This is a genomic window from Vibrio quintilis (genome assembly GCF_024529975.1).
Taxonomy (GTDB): Bacteria; Pseudomonadota; Gammaproteobacteria; order Enterobacterales; family Vibrionaceae; genus Vibrio; species Vibrio quintilis.
Window position 1 is genome coordinate 846,222 of sequence record NZ_AP024898.1, and the last position, 21,787, is coordinate 868,008.

At 43.0% G+C, this 21,787-nt stretch carries 16 protein-coding genes and 1 tRNA gene; 7 read left to right on the plus strand and 10 right to left on the minus strand.

Features of this window, described 5'->3' with window-relative positions:
* The first annotated feature begins 252 nt into the window (after positions 1-252).
* Positions 253-1,683 carry an aspartate ammonia-lyase gene (aspA, locus tag OC443_RS22360; RefSeq protein WP_073586723.1) on the plus strand — a complete coding sequence of 477 codons (1,431 nt, stop codon included), beginning with the start codon at positions 253-255 and terminating at the stop codon, positions 1,681-1,683.
* A 46-nt stretch (positions 1,684-1,729) separates the two neighbouring features.
* Here aspA (OC443_RS22360) and OC443_RS22365 read toward each other — a convergent pair whose 3' ends face one another.
* From OC443_RS22365 to OC443_RS22375, 3 genes are all read right to left on the minus strand, one after another.
* Positions 1,730-2,665 (minus strand): LysR substrate-binding domain-containing protein, encoded by a 936-nt coding sequence (locus OC443_RS22365; RefSeq protein ID WP_073586724.1) that lies wholly within the window; start codon positions 2,663-2,665, stop codon positions 1,730-1,732.
* Positions 2,666-3,730: 1,065 nt separating this feature from the next.
* Positions 3,731-3,964 carry a hypothetical protein gene (locus OC443_RS22370; RefSeq protein WP_073586726.1) on the minus strand — a complete coding sequence of 78 codons (234 nt, stop codon included), beginning with the start codon at positions 3,962-3,964 and terminating at the stop codon, positions 3,731-3,733.
* A gap of 976 nt (positions 3,965-4,940) precedes the next feature.
* Positions 4,941-5,015: transfer RNA gene (locus OC443_RS22375), tRNA-Gly, on the minus strand.
* Positions 5,016-5,368: 353 nt separating this feature from the next.
* On the opposite strand from OC443_RS22375, the gene OC443_RS22380 reads away from it, so the two are divergent.
* Both OC443_RS22380 and aspA (OC443_RS22385) read left to right on the plus strand, forming a co-directional pair.
* Positions 5,369-5,551: a hypothetical protein gene (locus OC443_RS22380; protein WP_073586728.1), complete on the plus strand. Its 183-nt coding sequence runs from the start codon at positions 5,369-5,371 to the stop codon at positions 5,549-5,551.
* 391 nt (positions 5,552-5,942) lie between these two features.
* Complete coding sequence (gene aspA / locus OC443_RS22385; RefSeq protein ID WP_073586749.1) at positions 5,943-7,409, plus strand: aspartate ammonia-lyase; 1,467 nt, start codon at positions 5,943-5,945, stop codon at positions 7,407-7,409.
* A gap of 93 nt (positions 7,410-7,502) precedes the next feature.
* Here aspA (OC443_RS22385) and modC read toward each other — a convergent pair whose 3' ends face one another.
* The 7 genes from modC to OC443_RS22420 all read right to left on the minus strand — a co-directional run bounded on the left by modC (position 7,503) and on the right by OC443_RS22420 (position 16,665).
* The gene (modC, locus tag OC443_RS22390) at positions 7,503-8,582 is read right to left on the minus strand and encodes a molybdenum ABC transporter ATP-binding protein (protein ID WP_234976491.1); all 1,080 of its coding nucleotides are present in this window, start codon (positions 8,580-8,582) and stop codon (positions 7,503-7,505) included.
* Entirely contained in the window at positions 8,579-9,259 is a 681-nt protein-coding gene (gene modB / locus OC443_RS22395; protein WP_073586730.1) for a molybdate ABC transporter permease subunit, read from the minus strand. Before modB ends, modC begins: the two co-directional genes overlap by 4 nt.
* 44 nt (positions 9,260-9,303) lie before the next feature.
* Positions 9,304-10,047, minus strand: coding sequence for a molybdate ABC transporter substrate-binding protein (gene modA / locus OC443_RS22400; RefSeq protein WP_234976492.1), 744 nt, complete (start codon positions 10,045-10,047; stop codon positions 9,304-9,306).
* Between the two features lie 310 nt (positions 10,048-10,357).
* Positions 10,358-12,055, minus strand: coding sequence for a methyl-accepting chemotaxis protein (locus OC443_RS22405; protein WP_073586732.1), 1,698 nt, complete (start codon positions 12,053-12,055; stop codon positions 10,358-10,360).
* Positions 12,056-12,439: 384 nt separating this feature from the next.
* Positions 12,440-13,978, minus strand: a complete 1,539-nt coding sequence (locus tag OC443_RS22410) for a DHA2 family efflux MFS transporter permease subunit (RefSeq protein WP_073586733.1) — start codon at positions 13,976-13,978, stop codon at positions 12,440-12,442.
* A 12-nt stretch (positions 13,979-13,990) separates the two neighbouring features.
* The gene (locus tag OC443_RS22415; RefSeq protein ID WP_073586734.1) at positions 13,991-15,193 is read right to left on the minus strand and encodes an HlyD family secretion protein; all 1,203 of its coding nucleotides are present in this window, start codon (positions 15,191-15,193) and stop codon (positions 13,991-13,993) included.
* Between the two features lie 44 nt (positions 15,194-15,237).
* Complete coding sequence (locus tag OC443_RS22420; protein WP_073586735.1) at positions 15,238-16,665, minus strand: efflux transporter outer membrane subunit; 1,428 nt, start codon at positions 16,663-16,665, stop codon at positions 15,238-15,240.
* A 130-nt stretch (positions 16,666-16,795) separates the two neighbouring features.
* Between OC443_RS22420 and OC443_RS22425 the strand changes: the two genes are divergently transcribed.
* The 4 genes from OC443_RS22425 to OC443_RS22440 all read left to right on the plus strand — a co-directional run bounded on the left by OC443_RS22425 (position 16,796) and on the right by OC443_RS22440 (position 21,552).
* Positions 16,796-17,410 carry a TetR/AcrR family transcriptional regulator gene (locus tag OC443_RS22425; RefSeq protein ID WP_073586736.1) on the plus strand — a complete coding sequence of 205 codons (615 nt, stop codon included), beginning with the start codon at positions 16,796-16,798 and terminating at the stop codon, positions 17,408-17,410.
* 107 nt (positions 17,411-17,517) lie between these two features.
* Positions 17,518-18,828: a guanine deaminase gene (gene guaD / locus OC443_RS22430; RefSeq protein ID WP_073586737.1), complete on the plus strand. Its 1,311-nt coding sequence runs from the start codon at positions 17,518-17,520 to the stop codon at positions 18,826-18,828.
* 47 nt (positions 18,829-18,875) lie between these two features.
* Positions 18,876-19,727: a ModD protein gene (gene modD, locus OC443_RS22435; RefSeq protein ID WP_073586738.1), complete on the plus strand. Its 852-nt coding sequence runs from the start codon at positions 18,876-18,878 to the stop codon at positions 19,725-19,727.
* Positions 19,728-20,388: 661 nt separating this feature from the next.
* Positions 20,389-21,552 (plus strand): pectate lyase family protein, encoded by a 1,164-nt coding sequence (locus OC443_RS22440; protein ID WP_073586739.1) that lies wholly within the window; start codon positions 20,389-20,391, stop codon positions 21,550-21,552.
* Positions 21,553-21,787: the final 235 nt, after the last annotated feature.

Below are 21,787 nucleotides of genomic sequence, written 5' to 3' on the forward strand. Positions count from 1 at the left end.
ATTAAAATAAATTTAATTTTTGAGACTTTCTATTTCCTATTTCCTATTTCCTATTTCCTATTTTAAATCATCATAAAACTTAATCACTCCGGTCAAACAACAGAAATCAAACAAACCGATATGAAAAGCAATACCCAGCCCTCTATCTTCTATGCAATAAATGCATTGTCTCTGTATTTAAAGCATTTCACTTTCTGAACTAAAAATAACATCTTGGAAGGGAATGAATAATAATCAAAAAGGTAGCCTCCTATGTCCGGAATTTCTAATGATATTCGTGTTGAAGAAGACCTTCTGGGTCAACGCGACCTCCCAGCTTCTGCGTATTACGGTATTCATACATTACGTGCATCCGAAAATTTTAATATTTCGTCGACAACCGTTTCTGACATCCCGGAGCTTGTCAGAGGCATGGTTTTTACGAAAAAAGCAGCTGCAAAAGCGAATATGGAGCTTGGGACAATCCCGGAAGATATCGGTCAATACATTATGCAGGCCTGTGACCTGATGCTCTCCACCGGAAAAGGCATGGATCAGTTTATTTCAGATGTTTATCAGGGCGGAGCCGGTACATCAGTCAACATGAATGCCAATGAAGTGATCGCAAATATCGCCCTCGAGCTCAAAGGGTGTGCGAAAGGTGCTTATCACATCATTCATCCAAATGATCACATCAATAAAAGTCAGTCAACAAACTGTGCTTATCCAACCGGGTTCCGCATTGCAGTTTACAACAGTATTATCCATATGCTGGATTCAGTTGAGCACTTGCGTTCTGTCCTGAACCATAAAAGTGTGGAATATAAAGATATTCTGAAGATGGGACGAACCCAGCTCCAGGATGCTGTCCCGATGACAGTCGGACAAGAGTTTCATGCTTTCAGCACCTTATTAAAAGAAGAAGAGAAAAACCTGAAACATACTGCAGCTTTGCTGCTTGAAGTCAACCTTGGCGCAACAGCGATTGGCACCGGTCTCAATGCTGTCGATGGATACCAGGCGCTGGCGGTGAAATATCTGGCTGAATTTACAGGCCTGAACTGTGAGCCAGCGGAAGACCTGATCGAAGCCACATCAGACTGTGGTGCTTATGTGATGGTTCATGCCGCCCTGAAACGTTTAGCGGTTAAACTTTCAAAAATGTGTAATGACCTGCGCCTGCTGTCATCTGGTCCCCGGACCGGACTGAATGAAATCAATCTGCCTGAAATGCAGGCAGGTTCATCCATCATGCCGGCCAAAGTGAATCCGGTCATTCCTGAGGTTGTGAATCAGGTCTGCTTTAAAGTCATAGGGAATGACACCACAGTGACATTCGCTGCCGAAGCAGGTCAGCTACAGCTGAATGTCATGGAACCGGTGATCGGACAGGCTGTCTTTGAATCTATTTCCCTGCTAAGTAACGCATGCACCAATCTTGCTGACAAATGCATTCACGGCATCACAGTCAATAAAGAAGTGTGTGAAAACTTTGTCCTGAATTCCATCGGTATTGTGACTTATCTGAACCCGCTGATTGGTCATCATGAAGGCGATATTATCGGAAAAATCTGTGCTGAAACAGGCCAGAGTGTCCGGGATGTTGCCTTATCCCGCAAGCTGCTCTCAGAAGAAAAGCTTGATGAAATCTTTTCCGTCAGGAATCTGATGCATCCTAAATACACCGCAGCATTATACAAATAGCCCTTTACAGGCTCTGAGCATCCTGGCCCGGAGCCTTTTTCTTTCATCACTCATTGAAATGATTTTTTCCGGCTAAAAGGGATTCTCCGTTCAAATCTTCTATCGGGCAGATTTTATTCAACTCATTCCAAATGGCTTCACAGGACTCATGTAACCGGGAGTAATAGCGATAAATATACAGATCAATCGGTACTGGCTCTCTTTCCTTCAATATTTTTAACCGGCCGGTTTCCAGCTCTTCACGAATCGTATAATCGGGTAACCAGGAAATACCCTTCCCCTGTAAGACTAACGCCTTGATAAAATTTGTCATGGAAGAAGAACAAACCGAATTTGAGGTCAGATGACTGTTCGTCCGCTGAATAATTCTACCCATATAACTCTCAGGCGTATAGTCCAGACACGGTACATCCTCATCATCTGATAAATCAAATAATGCGTTCCCGGTTGAATCAACCGCCGAAACACAATATAAATAGCTCCGGCCCAGGTGAATGGAACGATATGGCGCAACCTGCAACTTATCTTCGTAAAAAGAAAACAGAAAATCACACTTGCCATCGACTAACAGCTCAACCGCATCTTCCACTTCATTTGCTACAACCGATAAACGGGTCTCCTGCTCAGGATGAAACAGACAAGAATGAAGTTTGGGGAGTAATGTAATCGCAATCGAATGAACAGCACTCAAACGAACCGTATGGCACCCCGCAAAAAAACTCCCGGATAACCGCTTCACTTCCTCATCCAGCTGATGAAGAAGTGACAAGGCGCTGGTTTTAAATTGTTTTCCTGCCAGGGTTAATTCGATGGGCGTTTTGGTCCTGTCAACCAGTTCCAGCCCCAATTCTGATTCCAGAGACTTAATCCTGCGGCTGAAAGCTGGCTGCGTGACATTCCGGGCTTCTGCAGCATGGGAAAAGTTTTTCAGCTCTGCGAGTGTAAGAAAATCTTTTAACCATTTAGTTTCTATGTTTTTCATCAAAAATCAGCTCTGTTTTTAGTTATCTTATTGGGAGCAATCCATGCGATGTGAACATTTGAAATTCAGTCATACAGCGACAATGAATCGCAACGACCTCATATGAAACACAAACAATATACATATAACTTGAACGGTTATAGCGTATTGAATGCATTCTGAATCATATTTCAGTCACAATCGATATGCTGATGAGTTAAAACATCAAAGGTTATAATCCTGAAATTATAAAACAGAAAGAAAATACAAGAAAGAAGCAGCAATGTCTATCTTAAATATCTTATTATTACTTATTCATGATTAGTATTTATCTATTAACCAGATCACATAAAGTAAATCATCATGATGCAATATAATATTCGATGACTTCATTTTTAGCACCTCACATTAAAAAAATTTAATATATCATCTTTATATAACAAAACAAAAACACAAGTATATAACTGATATTACCTGATAAAAGATCAAAGCAATAATTTTAATTATTCATTTATTCTTCGTAAGAATCATGAAAAATATTATAAGCATATTTTCGCCGTAGTTTATCATTCAATATTTAATAACAATCAAATACATTATCAGTCAAAATTTTCAGTTCATAATTCCATCGCTTATATTATTTTATGTTATCAGCGGTATTGCTGGCTTACCTAAAAGTTCCGGAAAATTACCCGGGGGAAATGATCGGACCGGAAATATCAAACCATGCACTGGATCTGACTGACGATACAGTTTTGCCCGGTAATCATAACTGCTGTCGCATGACTTGGTTCTATGCTGGCTTCACTGAAAAAAAATTTGCACTACAGATCGTCCTTCATCTTGCTCAGAACATCTTTTGTAATGCACCTGAAATGGCGTATTGACAGAATGACAACAAATGAAATACCCCTACAAATAACGACCGGCAGAAACTTCCGGTACCAACACTAACACACAAGTGATGAAGCTGAACAAGCATATCTGCTCGTTCAGCGCGCTCTCTGAGTGGGATTAAAACTGAGAATAAAAACAGACCTGAATTTTTATCTCATCAGTGATTGAATGATCCGGTATGCAAAGGAATTAATGAACAATGTTATGCTGTATCTGAGAAATTAAAAATATTTCACAAAGGACACGCTCATCTTCTGTAAATAGCTCATTCATCAGCTGAGACTCATTACAAACCCGTTCAATACTGGAAATTAATGAAGTCTCCGCATACTTTTCAGCTTCTTCTTCGATCACATCCAAGTACACTTTCATTTCAGGATGCGCCAGACTGGTCATTCTGACTAACTGAAAAAACGTATCCATAATAGATTACCTGATTTATTGTTGAAATAATTTGTGATTAAAATTTCACATATGATTTTATTAAATTATAAGAAAAACCATAAGAAATTATGAAAAAATTATGATTTTGAGACACAATCCTCTTTAAGATGAATATTTACTAACAAAAAAAACAACAATACAGCCCTATAATGTCTTGGTTATCAGTAATTAAGTCTTCATTTTGCGTAAGTCTTTCCGAATTTGGTGATTAATCTATCATTATTTGACCTGTACGATAACTACGAAAAGTAATTATTGACATAAATATTGCTTTACTATCACAAGACGCTGACGAAACATAACTCCGGTAAGTATTTCTTCTATTTCACTGGATATATACAGGACTCATTTTAAATATTCATACCAAGTCTTTGATGTCAAAAGTAAGGCTGATAGTTTTACCTTATCTTTAAATCATATATACCCAAGCAACCTGAAGATGCAGGATTCAGCGTGCAGCCGAAAGGGACAGTTCAAGGAAAGGGAATGCAGGAATGTACCCACCTTTCAAATTCTCTTGACGCAGAAATGTGCTTTTCAGCTCACGCCCTGCGGGTGAGTTTGTCAGGCTCTGAGACAAGGCACTGAAACCTGCATCTTCAGATTGTTTGGGTATATCAGCTGATTCCGGTTTTTTCAGCATGATACTGAATGGCGTCCTTAATAAATAACTGAACAGGCACCCAGTTTAAATATGATAAATATAATCTATAACATACTCTGGATATTCAATTTTTGTATACCCAAGCAACCTGAATAAGTGATTTACAGGGTTATCAAACGAAAAATTTTTGTTCAGCAGAACCAGAAAAAGAGATTTTTTATATGAAAAGACCAGCTATTGATACAAAGCTGTCGAAATACATGTTCGATATGTTACAAAAATAATTAGCACGGATATTATACAAAAAGAAAGAAAACGTGATATTTCGGAATATTTACAGAAGGAGAAATTTGGAGCGGGCAGCGGGAATCGAACCCGCATCATCAGCTTGGAAGGCTGAGGTAATAGCCATTATACGATGCCCGCGCATCGATAAGATGTGGCTACTATGCCATAACTGAAGAAAAAGGAAAGCCCTATCTGCAAAAAAACAAATTGTTTGGACACTTCATAATCAGAGTCTTATCAAGTGGTTAATCTGCCGCCACAGCAGGGTTCGAAAGTATTCACAAAAATACTAACAACAACTGGTAACAATAATAATTGCATATGTTCTGCCAATAAAAATTTCTGACTCTTTACCATTTTGACTACACTGTCATTAGGATATATGCCCAAGCAACCTGAAGATACATGATTCAGCTCTCGCCCTGCGGGAGAGTTTGTCAGGCTCTGAGACCTGCATCTTCAGGTTGTTTGGGTATAACAGGAGGGGCAATATGAGCATCAAAGATCGTATTGAATCACTTGAGCAACAAATTTATGTTGCATGTTCCGAAGGTGATGAACAAACAGTCAATCGCTTAGAGAAACAGTTAGAACAACTTCAGGGATTTATGGAGCAACCGCTGACGGATGAAACTCTGGAGCATATCTACTTTTCTGAAGATGAATGGCGTTAAGTCAGCTTCAAGCCTGTTAATCTGCGGATTAACAGGCTTAATTCATAATTCACCATATTTTATTCTGAATTTCCCATAAAAATTCATACATATGCGAATAATTAAATAATTTTAAATTTATTCAATTATTATATTGATTTGATTACTTAAAAAACACTAAAATCACCATAATGTTAGACAGGAAATAAATAGCAAACGTTTAACATGAATTAAAAACACAAATACAAAATACATTCTGAGCAGAAAGCTTGGTAATTTAACCATTCAGCATCAGTATCTACTGATATAACTGAAGCTTTAGCCTGAAGCTGATTTCAGGCCATTTTTCTAAAGAACGGGTTCTTATCAAAATCACCATTGGTCATGAAGATAAATTGAGGAACCTTTTATGATGGCGCCGCTATCAGAAACACAAGTTTCAGAAAAACCGATCAGCAATACAGGAAAAACCAGGACTGAAGAAGATTTACTCGGTGAAAAGCAAATTCCTTATGATGCTTATTATGGCATTCATACATTGCGGGCAATTGAGAATTTCTCCTTATCAAACACCCGGATATCAGATGTACCGGCATTAGTGCAGGGAATGGTGATGACCAAAAAAGCGGCAGCGCTGGCGAACCGTGAACTTGGTGTGATACCAGAAGAAAAAGCGCACTATATCATCGAAGCATGTGATCAAATTCTGGGCAGCGACAAATATCTGGGGCAGTTTCCGATTGACCTCTACCAGGGAGGCGCCGGAACATCGCTGAATATGAACACCAATGAAGTCATTGCAAATATTGCACTGGAGTTGATGGAAAAACCTAAGGGTGCCTATCAGTTCATTCATCCCAATGACGACGTGAACAAAAGTCAGTCAACCAATTGTGCTTACCCGACCGGGTTCAGAATCGCGGTTTACAACAGCACACAAGATCTCATTCAGCATATCGATAACCTGATACAGGGTTTTAAGCATAAAGCGGATGATTTTTCTTCGGTTCTGAAAATGGGACGAACCCAGCTTCAGGACGCTGTTCCCATGACCGTCGGGCAGGAATTTCATGCATGGGCCGTAACAATGGCTGAAGAAATTACCAATCTTAAATATATCTCCAGACTCCTGCTTGAAGTCAACCTGGGCGCAACTGCAATTGGTACCGGCATCAATACCGCACCGGGTTATCAGTTGTCAGCAATCAAATATCTGGCAAAAGTTTCCGGTTTACCGGTTGTTCCGGCTGAAGATTTAATTGAAGCCACATCAGACTGTGGGGCTTATGTGATGATTCATGGCGCATTAAAACGACTGGCTATCAAACTGTCCAAAGTCTGTAATGATCTGCGCCTGCTCTCTTCCGGCCCCCGTGCCGGTCTCAATGAACTCAACCTGCCCCAAATGCAGGCAGGCTCTTCAATCATGCCGGCAAAAGTCAACCCGGTGATTCCTGAAGTGGTGAATCAGATTAGCTTTAAAGTTATCGGTAATGATACGACCATTGCTTTTGCAGCCGAAGCAGGTCAGCTACAGCTGAATGTCATGGAACCTGTCATTGCGCAATGTCTGTTTGAGTCAGTCGGACTACTTTCACAGGCATGCCAGACACTGAAGGAGAAATGTATCGATGGCATTACAGTCAATCAAACCGCCTGTGAAAACTATGTATTCAACTCCATCGGTATTGTCACTTACCTTGTCCCTTATATCGGACATCATGAAGGTGATATTGTCGGAAAAATATGTGCTGAAACCGGCCAGTCAGTCCGGGAAGTGGTCCTTCAAAGGCAGTTGTTGACAGAAGAAGAACTGAACCAGATTTTAAACACTGACAATTTTATTCAGCCGAAATATATGGCCAGACGTTACAACTAAACAGCCAGACTCATTGTCAGAAAACTTCCGGAGTACATCGATAATCCGGAAGTTTTCTGAAAAAACAGCCGAACAGCTTCCTGAGAAAATACCTTAAGACAGAGCAACTGACTTGATTTGGGCCCAGACATGCATGCCCGGATGCAAGTTTAAATCGATACAAGATTTCAGCGTAATCCGGGCCAGCAGCCGGGCTCCGTTTTCCAGCACTAACACCACCATTACCTGCCCTTCTCCTTTGTGATGCATGTCAATCATATCAATCACCACAGGTAAGCGATTCAACATGGTTGTCTGTTCCGGTTCCTGCAATGTCAGGCTGACATCAGAAGCCAGAATCCGGCAGCGATACTGTTGCGAAGCAAAACCTGCATGACCCGGAACCCGGATAGTCACACCATCCATATCCAGCTCGGTTAAGTGATGCGGATGATGCCCTATTACCCTGGTATCAAAAATACTTCCGACTTCATCGCCAAATATATCCGCATATTGCGGATCAGACATGATCTCCTGAGCATTTCCGCTGGCCACCACCTGTCCCTGATTGAATAGCACAACATAGTCAGCCAGTCTGGCAAGTTCTTTGACCGAATGAGTCACATAAATAACAGGAATCGATAGCTCAGTATGAATCTTTTCTAAATAAGGCAGAATTTCGGCTTTCAGTCCAACATCCAGCGCAGACAATGGCTCATCCATCAGCAACAGTTTCGGACAGGTCAGCAACGCTCTGGCAATCGCAATGCGTTGCTTCTCACCACCTGAGAGCAAATGCACCGATCGGTCAAACAAGTGTTCAATTCCAATCAGCTGACAGATTTCATTCACGGAAATTTTGCGCTTTTCCGGTGCAATTCGTCGGTAGCCATACTCCAGATTTTTCTTTACCGACATATGAGGAAATAGTCCGGCTTCCTGAAAAACATAGCCAATATCCCGTTGATGTGTCGGCACAAACACCGGCGGTTCAACAGACTGCCACACTTCCCCGGCAACAGATAAATAACCGGACTTCAGGGTTTGCAGACCAGCAATGGCTCGCAGACAGGTGGTTTTTCCTGATCCGGAAGGGCCAAATAAAACGGTAATACCGCTGGCAGGTAACTTCAGATTCAGCGCTAAAGAAAAATCAGGATAATCAATTGAAAATTGTGCGTGAATATCGTTCAAACTGACCTCGTTTGATATTGGTATTTACGGTTCATCCAATGCATGATCAGGAGGGAAATAAATGAAAAAGCCACCAGTCCGCCAGCCAGCATATGCGCTTTTCCGAACTCCAGCGCTTCAACATAATTATAGATTTCAACGGACATCACTCTTGTCTTTCCGGGAATATTTCCGCCAATCATTAACACTACACCAAATTCACCCAGCGTATGACAAAAACCCATAATCGCTGCTGAAAACACACCAGGCCATGCCAAAGGCAAAATCACGGAAAAAAAGCGATCAACCGGTGACGCCCTTAATGTCGCGGCGACTTCCACCGGTAACTGACCAATCGCCTGGAAGGAGTTTTTTAATGGTTGTAGCACGAACGGAAAAGAGTGAATAATACAGGCCACAGCAATGCCTGCAAAAGAGAAAGGCAGCTGCCCCAGATGCATTTCCTGTAGTAAATGGCCAATCAGTCCCGTTGGTGAGAATAAGATAAGTAAATAAAAACCTAAAACCGTTGGTGGCAAAACCAAAGGTAAGGACAGAATAGTTTCGATCACACCTTTATAACGACACTCTGTGCCAGACAGCCACCACGCGACCGGTATTCCCAACAGTAGCAGAAAAATGGTCACCACACCGGCTAGTTTTAACGTTGTTACAATGACCAGCGTATCAATTCCCACAACAACACACCTTTTCCAACCTGAGTATTTCTATGAATAACCGCTTAGCTATTGCCAGCCGCGTATCCGTAATTTTTGATAATGGCTTGCGCCCGATCGGACTGAAGATATTCCAGAAATGCTTGAACGGCCTGATTGTGTACGCCGGAAGGCAGCGTCACCGCATCCTGTTTAATTTCTGAATAATAGTTACGGGGAACTTCCCAGTATGAACCTGTCCGGTAATGATTTTTATACACCTGAGACTTGGCAACAAACCCCAGCTCAGCATTCCCGGTCACAATAAACTGGTAAGTCGGGTTCAGTCCTTTGCCCATGACCAGTTTGTCCTGAACATGCTGGTACATCCCCATTTTTTCCAGTGTTTCTTTCGCCGCCACGCCATAAGGTGCGACTTTAGGGTTTGCAATAGCCAAATGATGATATTTGCCTGCAGATAAAACTTGTTTTGCCTGAAGGTCCGGATGTTCAGACCATAAAACCAGGGTGCCTTTGGCATAAGTAAATTCATTAAACGCCTGCCCTGCTTTCAGTAATTTCTGTGGGCGAATGGTGTCTGCGGCAAAAAACAGATCAAAAGGGGCCCCCTGGATAATCTGGACATAAAGCTGACCGGTCGAGCCAGTGCTGATTGATAAATGATGCGGAGAAACTGATTCAAAGTCCTGACGAAGCTCTTTCATGGGTCCAAAAAAATTATTCGCAACAGCGATAACTGCCTCATCTGCATGTGCCGCAGCTGACCCCAGCATGACCCCGGCCACAAGAATCACAAAACTGGCTTTCATCTTCATTACTCTCCTTCAATAACCATTCATCACTAGAAAAACACCAAATATCATGCGCCTGTTTCTGCGATAATACAATAGGTTACATAAAGGAAATATCCCGTCAGGCATCAACAGACACGGACACTTTCAGAATAGAATGCTGTGAAAAACCCGCTGATAAAGTTGAATATTCCGGACAGGCAGACGGTAACGAAAATGAATCAAAGGTGTCCGGATTAAGATGGTCCGGATACCGGCACAATCATCTGATTCAGATTTCCTGCACCGGGCTGAAGTCAGCACTCCGGAGAAGTACCATTTTTGAGTGTTAGGCGTGTTTCACCCTGAATTTAGACATCAACACCCGTAAATCATCGGCCTGTCTGGACAAGTCTTCACTGGCCCGTTTGGTTTCATCCACACTCAATAATACCGAGTGCCCCACATCCCGGATATGCACCATGTTCTGACTGATCTGCTCAGCAGCAACAGACTGCTCTTCACAGGCTGCAGCAACCTGCGTATTGCCATCACTTAATTCAGTCAGAGCCTGCGCAATCACGTCCATTTGACCTTTTGCTGAAAGGATTAAATCAGATGTTTCAGCCACCCTTTCACCACTCTGTCCGATGGAACTCACAGCATCTCCGGCATTTGAAACCAGAGACTCAATTAAAGAATCAATTTCCTGAGTCGCTTCCTGACTTCGTGAAGCCAGTGCCCGGACTTCATCCGCAACAACCGCAAACCCTCTGCCCTGCTCACCGGCTCTCGCGGCTTCAATTGAGGCATTTAACGCCAGTAAATTTGTTTGTTCGGCAATACCATTCACCACCGAAACAAAATCCTGAATCTTTTCTGTACTCTTCTGCAGATCGGTGATGAGATGATTTGATGTACCGACACTCTCAACCAGTATTCCGGAAATAGATTCTGTCCGGGACATTGTCTGACAACCATTCTGCAGACTTTTGTCTGCGCGGTGAGAGGTCTCTGATGCACCTTCTGCACTGGCTGCAATCTGAGTAATTGTTGCCGCCATCTGAGTCATGGCGGTTGCAACCTGTTCTGTGTTTTGCTGCTGCTCTTCAACCGATTCACTGTTTCTGACAGCAACAACAGACAATTCAGTCACAGCCGCAGCAATCGTATCCGCGCTTCTCATCACTTTCCCAACCACATCTCCCAAAGATTCGGCCATCAGCTTCATCGACCTTAATACCCGGCCGACTTCGTCACGTCCTTCAACACGGATATCTACATCAAAATGGCCCTGTGCCATTTCTTCTGCAACATAGCATGCATGACTGAGCGAGCGAACGATTTGCCGGCTAATCCAAAGTCCGATAAAGATCCCGGCAACCAAAGCAATCAGCATCAATAACAGCATCCCGATAATCGCATTTTGTTCTTCCTGCTCCGTGGTGTTAACTGCTGATTGAGTCATGTTTTCAACCTGCCTGAGGAATGTGGCGAGAACCTGATTATGATCCTCCTGCTGCCTTTCAAGCTCCGTTGCTTTTAAAGTCAGCATTTCTCCGGTTTCCTGTGCAAGAATTGCATCAAGAATTTCTCCGGCAGACTGTTCATAATGCTGGTGAAGCTGCATGATCCTCACCAGTTGATCAGATAATCTTTTCTCTTGTTCCCGGATATTTTGCATTGTCGAATGCTCTGCGGCATCATCCAGCAACTGTTTGGCTTCAAGTATTTCCTGATCAAATCCATTCGAAAGCTGGTGAAAGACCTGCTTCAGCTCGTGAACCTCAGCCTGCTCAATCGTTTTCGCAAAATCAGAAGCCCGTAATGCTTTCTCCACAATTAAAGTACTCTGCAACTGTTTCACAGTGACATCACTGATAAGTTGTATCAAAGGGATGTGCTGATGAGCAACCTCTTTAATCTCATCGGAAATTTTGTTCATCTTTGCCAGTCCGAATACAGAAAGCATGATCGTAAGCATTAACATGACACTGACAAGAAATACCATCTTAGTTGTAACCGAACGATTTTTAACCCATTGCATAGTGAGCTCCTGACCAACTAAATGAAAAAGCAACACATATCCTAATCACAATATAAAAATTTTTATGGATTTCCGGATATAAACACCATCTCACATAACTTAAGTGTATAGTCCCTGATTCATACTGCTTGAATATTTCTAATGTATAAAAAATAAACAATACTTAAGCTAATAATCATATCAATAGTTAACTTTATCAAGAGATAATTTTCAATAACTTTTGATATCAAACGTATTGATTAATAAGGAAAAAAACACTGTTTAGTGCGTTGAAACGGAGCAATTATTGAGGAGGACTAATCAATGGGGGCAATAGAAATAAAACACATTCAATACACCTGAATCACCCTGATACAGGGCGGTTCAGGCTATCATTAGTCAAATTTAATGAGATGCAGAAGCATCGACCGCATGCTTCGGTTTTGGGGCCAGCCAGATAAAACATGCAGCCACGATGAAAATAACAGCAATAACCATAAAAAGCTGATTTGTGGCAACCATCACACTTTGCTTCTGAACAAGCCAGTCGATGGAACTTCTCACCTGACCCAGCGACATTCCGCCTGCCTGCATTGCATGAGTGGCAACACCATGCTGGTCAGTTAAACCGGCAAGTTCCGAGTGAATATAACGGGTTTCTTTTTCCCAGGAGGTATTCACCATTGATGTTGCAAAAGCGCCGGATAATGTCCGGATGAAATTCATCAACCCGGCGGCTGAGTATATTTCCCGCTCCCCGACGCATCCCAGAGCAATACCTGTCAGCGGAACAAAAAACAGTGGCATCCCGATTCCTTGGAAAAAAATAGGCCAGCTGATCTGAAAGAAAGTCATATCCAGATTGGCGTAACTACGGACAAAGGTCCATATCCCCAGCCACAGCACACCAACAAAGACAAAAGGTCTCGCGTCAAACCGGCTGGATACTTCCGCAATGACCGGCGCCATAAAAAAGGCCAGAATTCCCATAAATGCAGTGGCAAAACCAGAAATGGTTGCTGTATATCCCATATAGATTTGCAGCCACAGTGGTGTAATTACCGCAATCGAAAAGAAAGAACCGAACCCAAGTGAAAGTGTTATCATCGACATTGAAAATCCACGGTGACGGAATACCCGTAAGTCAACCACAGGGTTTCGTTCTGTCAGCTCCCAAATCAAAAAGGCAACAAATCCGACCGCAGCAATAATCGCCAGCATAATAATTTTGTTGGACTCAAACCAATCGAGATTTTTTCCTTCATCCAGCATAATCTGTAGTGCAGCCACCCAGACAACCAACATTACTAATCCGACAACATCAATCCGGGATTTTTCAGTTTTTGTCTCAAACTTACGCAAAAGCTGCCAGCAGGCAAACCCAGCAATCAGTGCAAAAGGGACTTTGCAAAAGAAAATATACGGCCAGCTGTAATGATCACATAGCATACCTCCGATAATCGGCCCCGTGATCGGTGCGACCAGAGTGGTCATACTCCAGATACCAATTGCAGTATGACTTTTATTTTTCGGGAAAATACGAATCATCAGAGTTTGTGACAACGGCATCAACGGGCCTCCGGAGAAACCAAGCATGACCCTGCACATCACCAGTGTTGTCATACTATTTGCCAGGCCACACAATAAAGAAAATACACCAAAAAATACAAAACAGGTGACAAAAACCCTGACAGAACCAAACCGGGAAGACAGCCAGCCGGTTAACGGTACGGATATCGCTTCAGCAACTGCATATGATGTAATCACATAAGTTCCCTGACTGGTTGAAACCCCCAGACTCCCGGCGATATTAGAAATAGAGACATTGGCAATCGTGGTATCCAGTATCGCCAGAAAATTTGCCATAGCCAGACATATGACACCGACAAACAGTGCAGATCCGGTTAATGGCTGAGGCTGTCTCTGTTGATCAGCTAGACTCATTTTTTATCACCTCTAACCCTGTTCGCTCACCGCTGCCATTCTGTACTGTGCCAGCTTTTCTTTTGTCACCTGCGATTGCGTATCAACTGTCACCTCCATCGATAAACCAACCTGAAGCGGATAAGCTGCCAGTTCTTTTGGATCGAGCTCAATCCGTACAGGTAACCGCTGGACCACCTTAATCCAGTTACCGGTCGCATTTTGCGCAGGTATCATCGAAAACGCAGACCCGGTGCCACCGGATAGACCGGTAATAACACCATGATAAGTGACACTGTCACCATAAAGATCTGACTTCAGTTCAACCTTTTGCCCAACTTCAACATGGGATAACTGAACTTCTTTAAAGTTGGCATCAACATGCATCCGGCTTAAAGGTACAACCGTCATTAATGGTTCACCCGGCTGAATACGACGGCCAATCTGAACCTGGCGCTTTGCAACCACGCCACTGACCGGCGCATGTATCACTGTTCTTTGCAGATTGATCTGAGCCTGTTCAAAGCGGGCTTTTGCCAGCAACACTTCCGGGTTTGTCTCTACAGTTGTGTTGTCAATCAGCGCCTGATTCGCTTTTTGATTGCCAATAGTGGACAGACGATTTGCAACCGATTGATTTACCGCCGCTTTTGCTGCATTCAGATGTGCTTCAGCCTGAGTAAATGCTGTTTTTGCATTGCTCAGCTCTTCGCCCGAAACCGATCCGGAACGTACCAGCTCTTCCCGTCGATGCAGATCAATTTTCGCCTGTTCAAAACTGGCCTGAGCAGAAGCCAGCTGTGCGCGTGTCCGTTTTTCATCTTCTGACCGGGCATCGACCAAAGCAGTCAAACCTTCGTCATTCGCGAGGTAACTTCTGACCCGTCGTTTCGCCAGTGCAAAATCTGCTTTGGCCTGCTGCAACGCCAGACGGGCGTCAGTATCATCGATGACGACCAGTACGTCACCTTTCTTCACGTATTGTGTGTCAATGACATTCACCTGAGACACAATGCCGCCGACGGCCGGGGTTACTGATGCTATTTCAACCGCTGAGTAAGCATTATCCGTTGACACATAGCGGGAACCAATCAGGTACCAGTAACTGCCAAATCCTCCGGCAGCCATCAACGCCACGGCAACTAATCCGATAAATCCTTTCTTGCGGGATTGAGAGGCTTTTTTCTGATCAAACTCATGCTGATCAACTTGTTCTGTTTCGTTGGTATGACTCATCTATTTAATTCCTTACATTGTAAAACTAACCGTGAAATGAGGGGCTAATGTTTTTCTGCCTGATATCCGCCTCCCAGAGCGTGAATCAGTGACAGGTCCAGTGAAAAGGCTCTGGCACGAACATTCACTAATGCTCTTTCACTATGAATCAATGCATTTTCAGCACTTAACACATCCAGATAAGTTGCAAGTCCGCCTTGATAGCGGTTACTCGCGATTTGATGTGCCTCTCTTGCAGCCTCAACCGCCTGACCGGATTTTTCGATTTGCGAATCGAGTGCTTTCGTACTGGTCACGACATCAGCCACATCATGTAATGCACGGATCAAGGTTTGATTGTATTGCCCGACCGCCATCTCATATCTTGCCTGTGCAGATGTCAGCTGACCTTCAAGACGGCCACCGGAAAAAATGGGTAAATAAATTGCAGGGCTGATACTGCCGGCGTCATTGCCGGTATTAAAGAGGTTATCCAGACCAAAAGCCTGATACCCGATAAAAGCCGATATACTGACATCGGGATAAAACTGAGCCCGGGCAACACCAATTCTCTGAGCAGCGGCTTCAGCCTGCCAGCGGGCTGCTGAAACATCCGGCCGGTGTCCGAGAAGCCCGACACCAACATCTTCAGGCAACCCAAATGTTGCTGATAGATGAACCACCGGCCGGGAGATCGACAGTGCCATATCCGGGCCATGGCCAACCAACGCAGCAATCGCATTTTTCTGCAGCTGTACTGATTCTTTGATACTCAACAGTTCAGCTTCAACACTTGCCACGGCCGACTTTGCCTGACTCACAGCCCCTTTGGTTTCAAGACCGTTACGATATCGTCTGGTCAGCAGTTCTGCTGTCTTACGTCTGACATGTACTGCTGCATTCACTGTATCTTCATTGGCATATAATCTTGCCAGCTCCGCATAAGCCTGCGCGATCGAGGTTGACAACATCAGACGGGTTGCAGCCTGCTCTGCTTTCGCGGCAGCCAGCTCTGAAACGGCTGCTGCAACAGTGGCTTTATTTTTTCCCCAGAAATCAAAATCGTAAGAAAAGTTCAGCGTCACGGAGCCAAAATCGTTCCAGTTTTGCGGCGGTGTTGCCGCCTGATAGTGATAACTGATTTTTGTCTGGGACGCATTTGCAGACAACCCGGCCTGAATCTTTTTCAGTGCGCCGGCCTGCCGTGCAATACCCTGATAGTTTTTCAGCCGGGCCTGTGCCTGCGCCATTGCCGGAGAATCAGCCAGCGCTGATTCAATCAGCTGGTTCAACTGCTGATCCTGATAACGTGTCCACCAATGATCTCCCGGCCAGTCAATGGCTGAAATTTCCTGAAATGTTTTTGTATACCCTGCTTCATCTGCTGTTTTTACGGATTTCAGCGCCCCATCTGGCGGTGCCATACACCCGCTAAGCAAGAGCACGCTTGCGATTAGCGTCATTCCCGTTAGCAAAACTGGCTTATTCATCATGTATTGCCTTTATCATATTTGTTGTATATTTCATTTCATAACTAAACCGTACCGTACAGTTATACTCTTGACAGAAACATGAAGTCAAGCGAAACTCTTTCGGTTTTTCTCAGTCAGGGGTTAGTTATTCATGCGGGTAAAAAGCGAAGCTCGTCGTCAGGCCATTCTGGATATAGCAAAAGAAGCCTTTATTGAACAGGGGTTCGAACAAACGTCAATGTCTGCTATTGCCAAGAAACTCGGTGGTTCAAAAGCAACACTCTACAATTATTTCAATTCCAAAGAAGCCATCTTTCTGGCCGTGATGCGTTCCTCAATTTCCGATCAGCTTGTCGATGCCTTTCATGACCTATCAGATAAAGACAGCGAAAATGAAGGGATTAAAGAAACCTTAAATAACATCGGTTTTATCTATCTGAAGGCAATTCTGAGCCCCGAAGTCACCGCGATTCGTAAACTGGCTTTATCTGAGTCAGAACGTTCAGATATTGGACGCTTTTTCTATGAAAACGGCCCGAAAACCGGCTGGAAAACGGTCGAACGTTTTCTTTCTTCGCAAGTTTATAAAGGTAACCTGATTTTGTGCGATACACACATTGCCACAGCACAGCTCAAGGCTTTGATTGACGCAGAGCTGGTTGAGCCTTACGAGTTCGGAGCTATTGACCAGCCTGACGATGACAAGATCCAGCAGGTGGTCGACCGGGCTATCGATAGCTTCATCAAACTTTATACCGTCAGCTGATGTTTTATCTCCGGACCGCAATCAGGTCCGGTCTGTGGGTATAATCACCCTGTTTTTTTCAAATTATTCAATCACAGCGCCTTTCTGAGCTGTAAAATGGCAAAGCTATGAAACAAACCATACACCGTGGTGAAATCTTACATTTTCCCGCAGCAACGTCCGATCCGGCACAAAATCACCAGTATCTGAAAGACGGAATTTTGATCACTGAAAACGGCATGATCACACAGTTACTGGATGCACAAATATTTCTGAACCATCTGTCAGAGGAAGAACGTTCCTGTGTATTACCCGGCATTATCCGGCATGAAGGACTACTGATTCCAGGCATGATCGACAGTCATGTTCATTATCCCCAGATGGAAATGATCGCCAGTTATGGCACCCAATTACTGGAATGGCTGAATGAATACACATTCCCCACAGAAGCAAAATTTTGCCGCAATGACTATGCCGCAGCTCAGTCCAGGCAGTTCCTGCAACAACTGTTTGCTCACGGCACCACAACAGCCAGTGTATTTGCAACCGTTCATCCGGAATCGGTGAACGCGTTTTTCAATGCCGCGGAAAGTTATCAGGCCCGGATGATTTGCGGCAAAGTGATGATGGATCGCAACTGTCCTGATAATCTTAAAGACACCGCGGAAACCGGGTTTACTGAAACCCGACAGCTTATCGAACAGTGGCATCATCAGGGCCGTGCATTATATGCCATCACCCCGCGTTTTGCTCCAACCAGCACACCGGAACAACTGGCAAAAGCAGGTCAGCTGGCAGAAAAATATCCGGACACCTTTATTCAGACTCATCTGAGTGAAAATGTGAATGAGATTGAATGGGTGAAATCACTCTTCCCGGAATGTCCGGATTATCTCGGGGTATATGAAAAATACGGGCTGGTCCGGGAGCGTGCTTTATTCGGCCACGGTATTCACCTTGAACCCCGAGAATATCAGGTTTTACAGCGTGAACAGGCCGGAGTCATTTTTTGTCCGACATCGAACTTATTTATCGGTAGCGGGTTGTTCCCCTATTTTGATGTCAAAGCACAAAATATTCCGGTCGCAATTGCCAGTGATGTCGGCGCAGGCACAAGCCTGAGTCTGCTGACCAATCAGGCAGAAGCATACAAAATTTTGCAGCTGCAACAGCAGAACCTGAATCCTCTTGAAGCACTGTATTTATGTACGCAGGGGGCGGCCGTCACAATGCGCCTGTCTGATAAAATCGGGAACCTGAATCCCGGCACTGAGGCTGACTTTGTCGAGCTGGATTTCTCTGCATTTCCACTGCTTGAACAGCGAACAAAGCAAGCCAGGACTTTTGCTGAAAAATTATTTGCACTCATGATACTCGGAGATGACCGGGTTATCCGCCGAACTTATGTTCATGGTCAATGCGTTTATACCCGCGGGTAACTGATGTTCACCATCTCTGAAAATCAGAAATCCTATGAGGAAATACGATGAATTTTTATATCTCTGATGCTGAAGTAGAAAAAATACTGGAAGAAGATATCTCGACGGTAGATCTCACATCGCTGGCACTTTCACTGAAGGATCAACCGGCCGCCATCACTTTTCAGGCCAGACATCTGACTATGGTTAGTGCTGTGGAGGAAGTCGTCACCATCCTGAAAAAACTGAATCTGACTGTAACTCACTTTCAGCCATCGGGTACTATCGTTCAGCCCGGCGAGTCTTTTCTGCATGCAGAAGGCATGTCTTCTGCGATTCAGATTGCATGGAGAACATGCAGTAAGATCCTGGAATATTTTTCGGGTGTGGCAACCCGGACACATCACATGGTCAGTTTAGCCAGAAGCATTAATCCGCAAGTCACGGTCGCGACCACCAGAAAAAACATCCCCGGCACCAAAAAGCTGGCAATCAAGTCCATCATCTGCGGTGGTGCCGTACCACACCGGCTCGGACTTTCAGAAACAGTGCTGGTATTCGGTGAACATATGGCAATGCTTGGTGGCTTTAATATCTTTATTGAGCAACTACCGGAAATAAAGGCAAAGGTTATAGAAAAAAAAGTGGGAGCAGAAGCTCATTCTTTTGAAACTGGTATTCAGCTGGTTCACGCAGGAATTGATTTTGTGCAGCTTGATAAATTTGATATCCAGTCAACTACCGATTTTGTGAAAGAAGCCAAACATATAAATAAAAACATTATTGTGATTGCAACCGGTAACATTAACAGTGAAAACATTGAAGCTTATACAAAAACCGGAGCCGATGTGATTAATACATCGTCAGCCTATCATGGAAAGCCAGCTGATATTAAGGCAATCATAAAACAGTTAGATTAATTACTTAAATTAAACTAAACTAAACATAAATTTAGAATATAAGCTCTAAAAAATAATTTTATTAATTAGGCTTATATTCTATCTATGTAAACATATTATCTACTTATAATACAAAATAATATTCATTTGATATTTATATAAAAACAGGATTTTACATTTTCAAGGTAAATAATTATTCATTTCAACTCCCACCATTTAAGCATAATTATTCATATAAAAATGGAACTTATGTTTTCAAAAACACAATAAACTCTGTCTTACAGCTTGTTTTTATTGATAGAAATCACTCTTCTTTCACTCTTTAGAATATAAAAATATAATTTAAAAATATTTATTCTTAAATCTAATATATTCCTCATCTTATTTTTCTGGACATGTAAATTAATGCAATATAAATTGACATCGTGGTTTTGAAACAATATTTCAATTTGGTAATAGATGTTATTTAAATAATACAAAGCCATCATATAGAAACCTAGCAAATCAAAAAATGTTAGCGTAAAGATAAAAGCATAAATAGTACGGGTGTAAATTTATTTTAATTAATAGGTTTACCAAAAGCATTTAACAATAAATGGTATATCCCCCCAGAATCTGAGGTTATTGCTTCATAAATAGCTGGATATACGTGTCTGTCAAATACACTATAGAGAAATGAAAAATGAAATTAAAAGCAGTTTATAAATCATCTCTTGGATTAGCGATCAGTGCAGTTTTAGCTGGTGTAATTGCTACACCAGCAATGGCTGGTTCTCTTGCATCAAACACTGCGCTTGAACCTGCGTCTATCGGCTTTGCAACACAAAACGGAGGCACCACCGGCGGCGCTAAAGCCAGCAGCAAAAATATCTACACTGTCAAAAACATCAGCCAGTTTAAATCTGCTTTGAAAGCAAACAAGGGTCAGCCACGGATCATTCAGGTAAAAGGCATTATTGATGTCAGTGGCGGCAAAGCATACTCAAGCTTTAACGATCAGAAAAAACGTTCACAGTTATACATTCCTTCAAATACCACTATCATCGGTATCACCAGCAACTCCGGATTTAAAAAAGGTTCTTTGATCATTAAAAGTGTAAGTAATGTCATTGTCCGGAATTTATATGTCGAATCTCCTGTTGATGTGGCACCTCACTTTGAAAAAGGTGACGGATGGAATGCTGAATGGGATGGCATGAACATTATCAAATCTAAAAATGTCTGGGTTGACCATATGACTTTTGATGATGGCTCGTTCACTGATTCGCAATACAAAACTAAAAATGGCTGGCCTTATGTTCAGCATGATGGTGAGCTGGATATCAAACATGGAAGTGACTTCGTCACTGTTTCTTACTCCATCTTTAAAAACCACAACAAAACCATGTTGATTGGTCACAGCGCAAGCAACAGCAAAGAAGATAAAGGTCACCTGCGCATCACACTGGCTGATAATATGTTCCACAAAATCGAACAGCGCACACCACGGGTCAGATTCGGTAAAGTTCACTCTTATAACAACGTATTTAAAGGAAATGCCAAAGCAAATGAATATGCCTTTAAAGCGGGTTATGGTCTTGGACAACAGGGATCTATTCGTTCAGAAAACAATGTCTACGGCATCACCAAGCTGAAAACGCTGTGTAAATTTGTTGACGTGAAGAAAAATAACAGCTCACTGGTTGATAGCGGCTCACTTTATAACGGTAAAACTGTCAGCCTGTCAAAATGTGCCCCATCAAGTAATGTTGGCTGGAGTGTCCCTTACAGCTATACACTACACAAAGCGAAAAACATGGAAGCATATCTGAAAAAACATGCAGGTAACGGTAAATTATCTCTGTAATTTGCTTCAATCTATCCCGGGGATTCCCTGCCCCGGGGTATTTCTGTACCCGCAGCCTGACCTGATCTGTTTTTTATACCCTGCTCACAAAAACCTCTCTTTTTTATCCTGCAACCAGGATAATGCTACACTTCTCGTATATACCCAAGCAACCTGAAGATGCATGATTCAGCGTGCAGCCGAAAGGTGCAGTTCAAGGAAAGGGAATGCAGGAATGTACCCACCTTTCAAATTC

Excerpts from the sequence above, each read along its gene's own strand:
- OC443_RS22425 (WP_073586736.1), top strand. The coding sequence starts at position 16,796 with ATGCGGGTAAAAAGCGAAGCTCGTCGTCAGGCCATTCTGGATATAGCA.
- modD (WP_073586738.1), top strand. The coding sequence starts at position 18,876 with ATGAATTTTTATATCTCTGATGCTGAAGTAGAAAAAATACTGGAAGAA.
- OC443_RS22365 (WP_073586724.1), bottom strand. The coding sequence starts at position 2,665 with ATGAAAAACATAGAAACTAAATGGTTAAAAGATTTTCTTACACTCGCA.
- OC443_RS22420 (WP_073586735.1), bottom strand. The coding sequence starts at position 16,665 with ATGATGAATAAGCCAGTTTTGCTAACGGGAATGACGCTAATCGCAAGC.
- OC443_RS22405 (WP_073586732.1), bottom strand. The coding sequence starts at position 12,055 with ATGCAATGGGTTAAAAATCGTTCGGTTACAACTAAGATGGTATTTCTT.
- guaD (WP_073586737.1), top strand. The coding sequence starts at position 17,518 with ATGAAACAAACCATACACCGTGGTGAAATCTTACATTTTCCCGCAGCA.
- OC443_RS22380 (WP_073586728.1), top strand. The coding sequence starts at position 5,369 with ATGAGCATCAAAGATCGTATTGAATCACTTGAGCAACAAATTTATGTT.
- OC443_RS22415 (WP_073586734.1), bottom strand. The coding sequence starts at position 15,193 with ATGAGTCATACCAACGAAACAGAACAAGTTGATCAGCATGAGTTTGAT.
- aspA (WP_073586749.1), top strand. The coding sequence starts at position 5,943 with ATGGCGCCGCTATCAGAAACACAAGTTTCAGAAAAACCGATCAGCAAT.
- OC443_RS22370 (WP_073586726.1), bottom strand. The coding sequence starts at position 3,964 with ATGGATACGTTTTTTCAGTTAGTCAGAATGACCAGTCTGGCGCATCCT.
- aspA (WP_073586723.1), top strand. The coding sequence starts at position 253 with ATGTCCGGAATTTCTAATGATATTCGTGTTGAAGAAGACCTTCTGGGT.
- OC443_RS22440 (WP_073586739.1), top strand. The coding sequence starts at position 20,389 with ATGAAATTAAAAGCAGTTTATAAATCATCTCTTGGATTAGCGATCAGT.
- OC443_RS22410 (WP_073586733.1), bottom strand. The coding sequence starts at position 13,978 with ATGAGTCTAGCTGATCAACAGAGACAGCCTCAGCCATTAACCGGATCT.
- modA (WP_234976492.1), bottom strand. The coding sequence starts at position 10,047 with ATGAAAGCCAGTTTTGTGATTCTTGTGGCCGGGGTCATGCTGGGGTCA.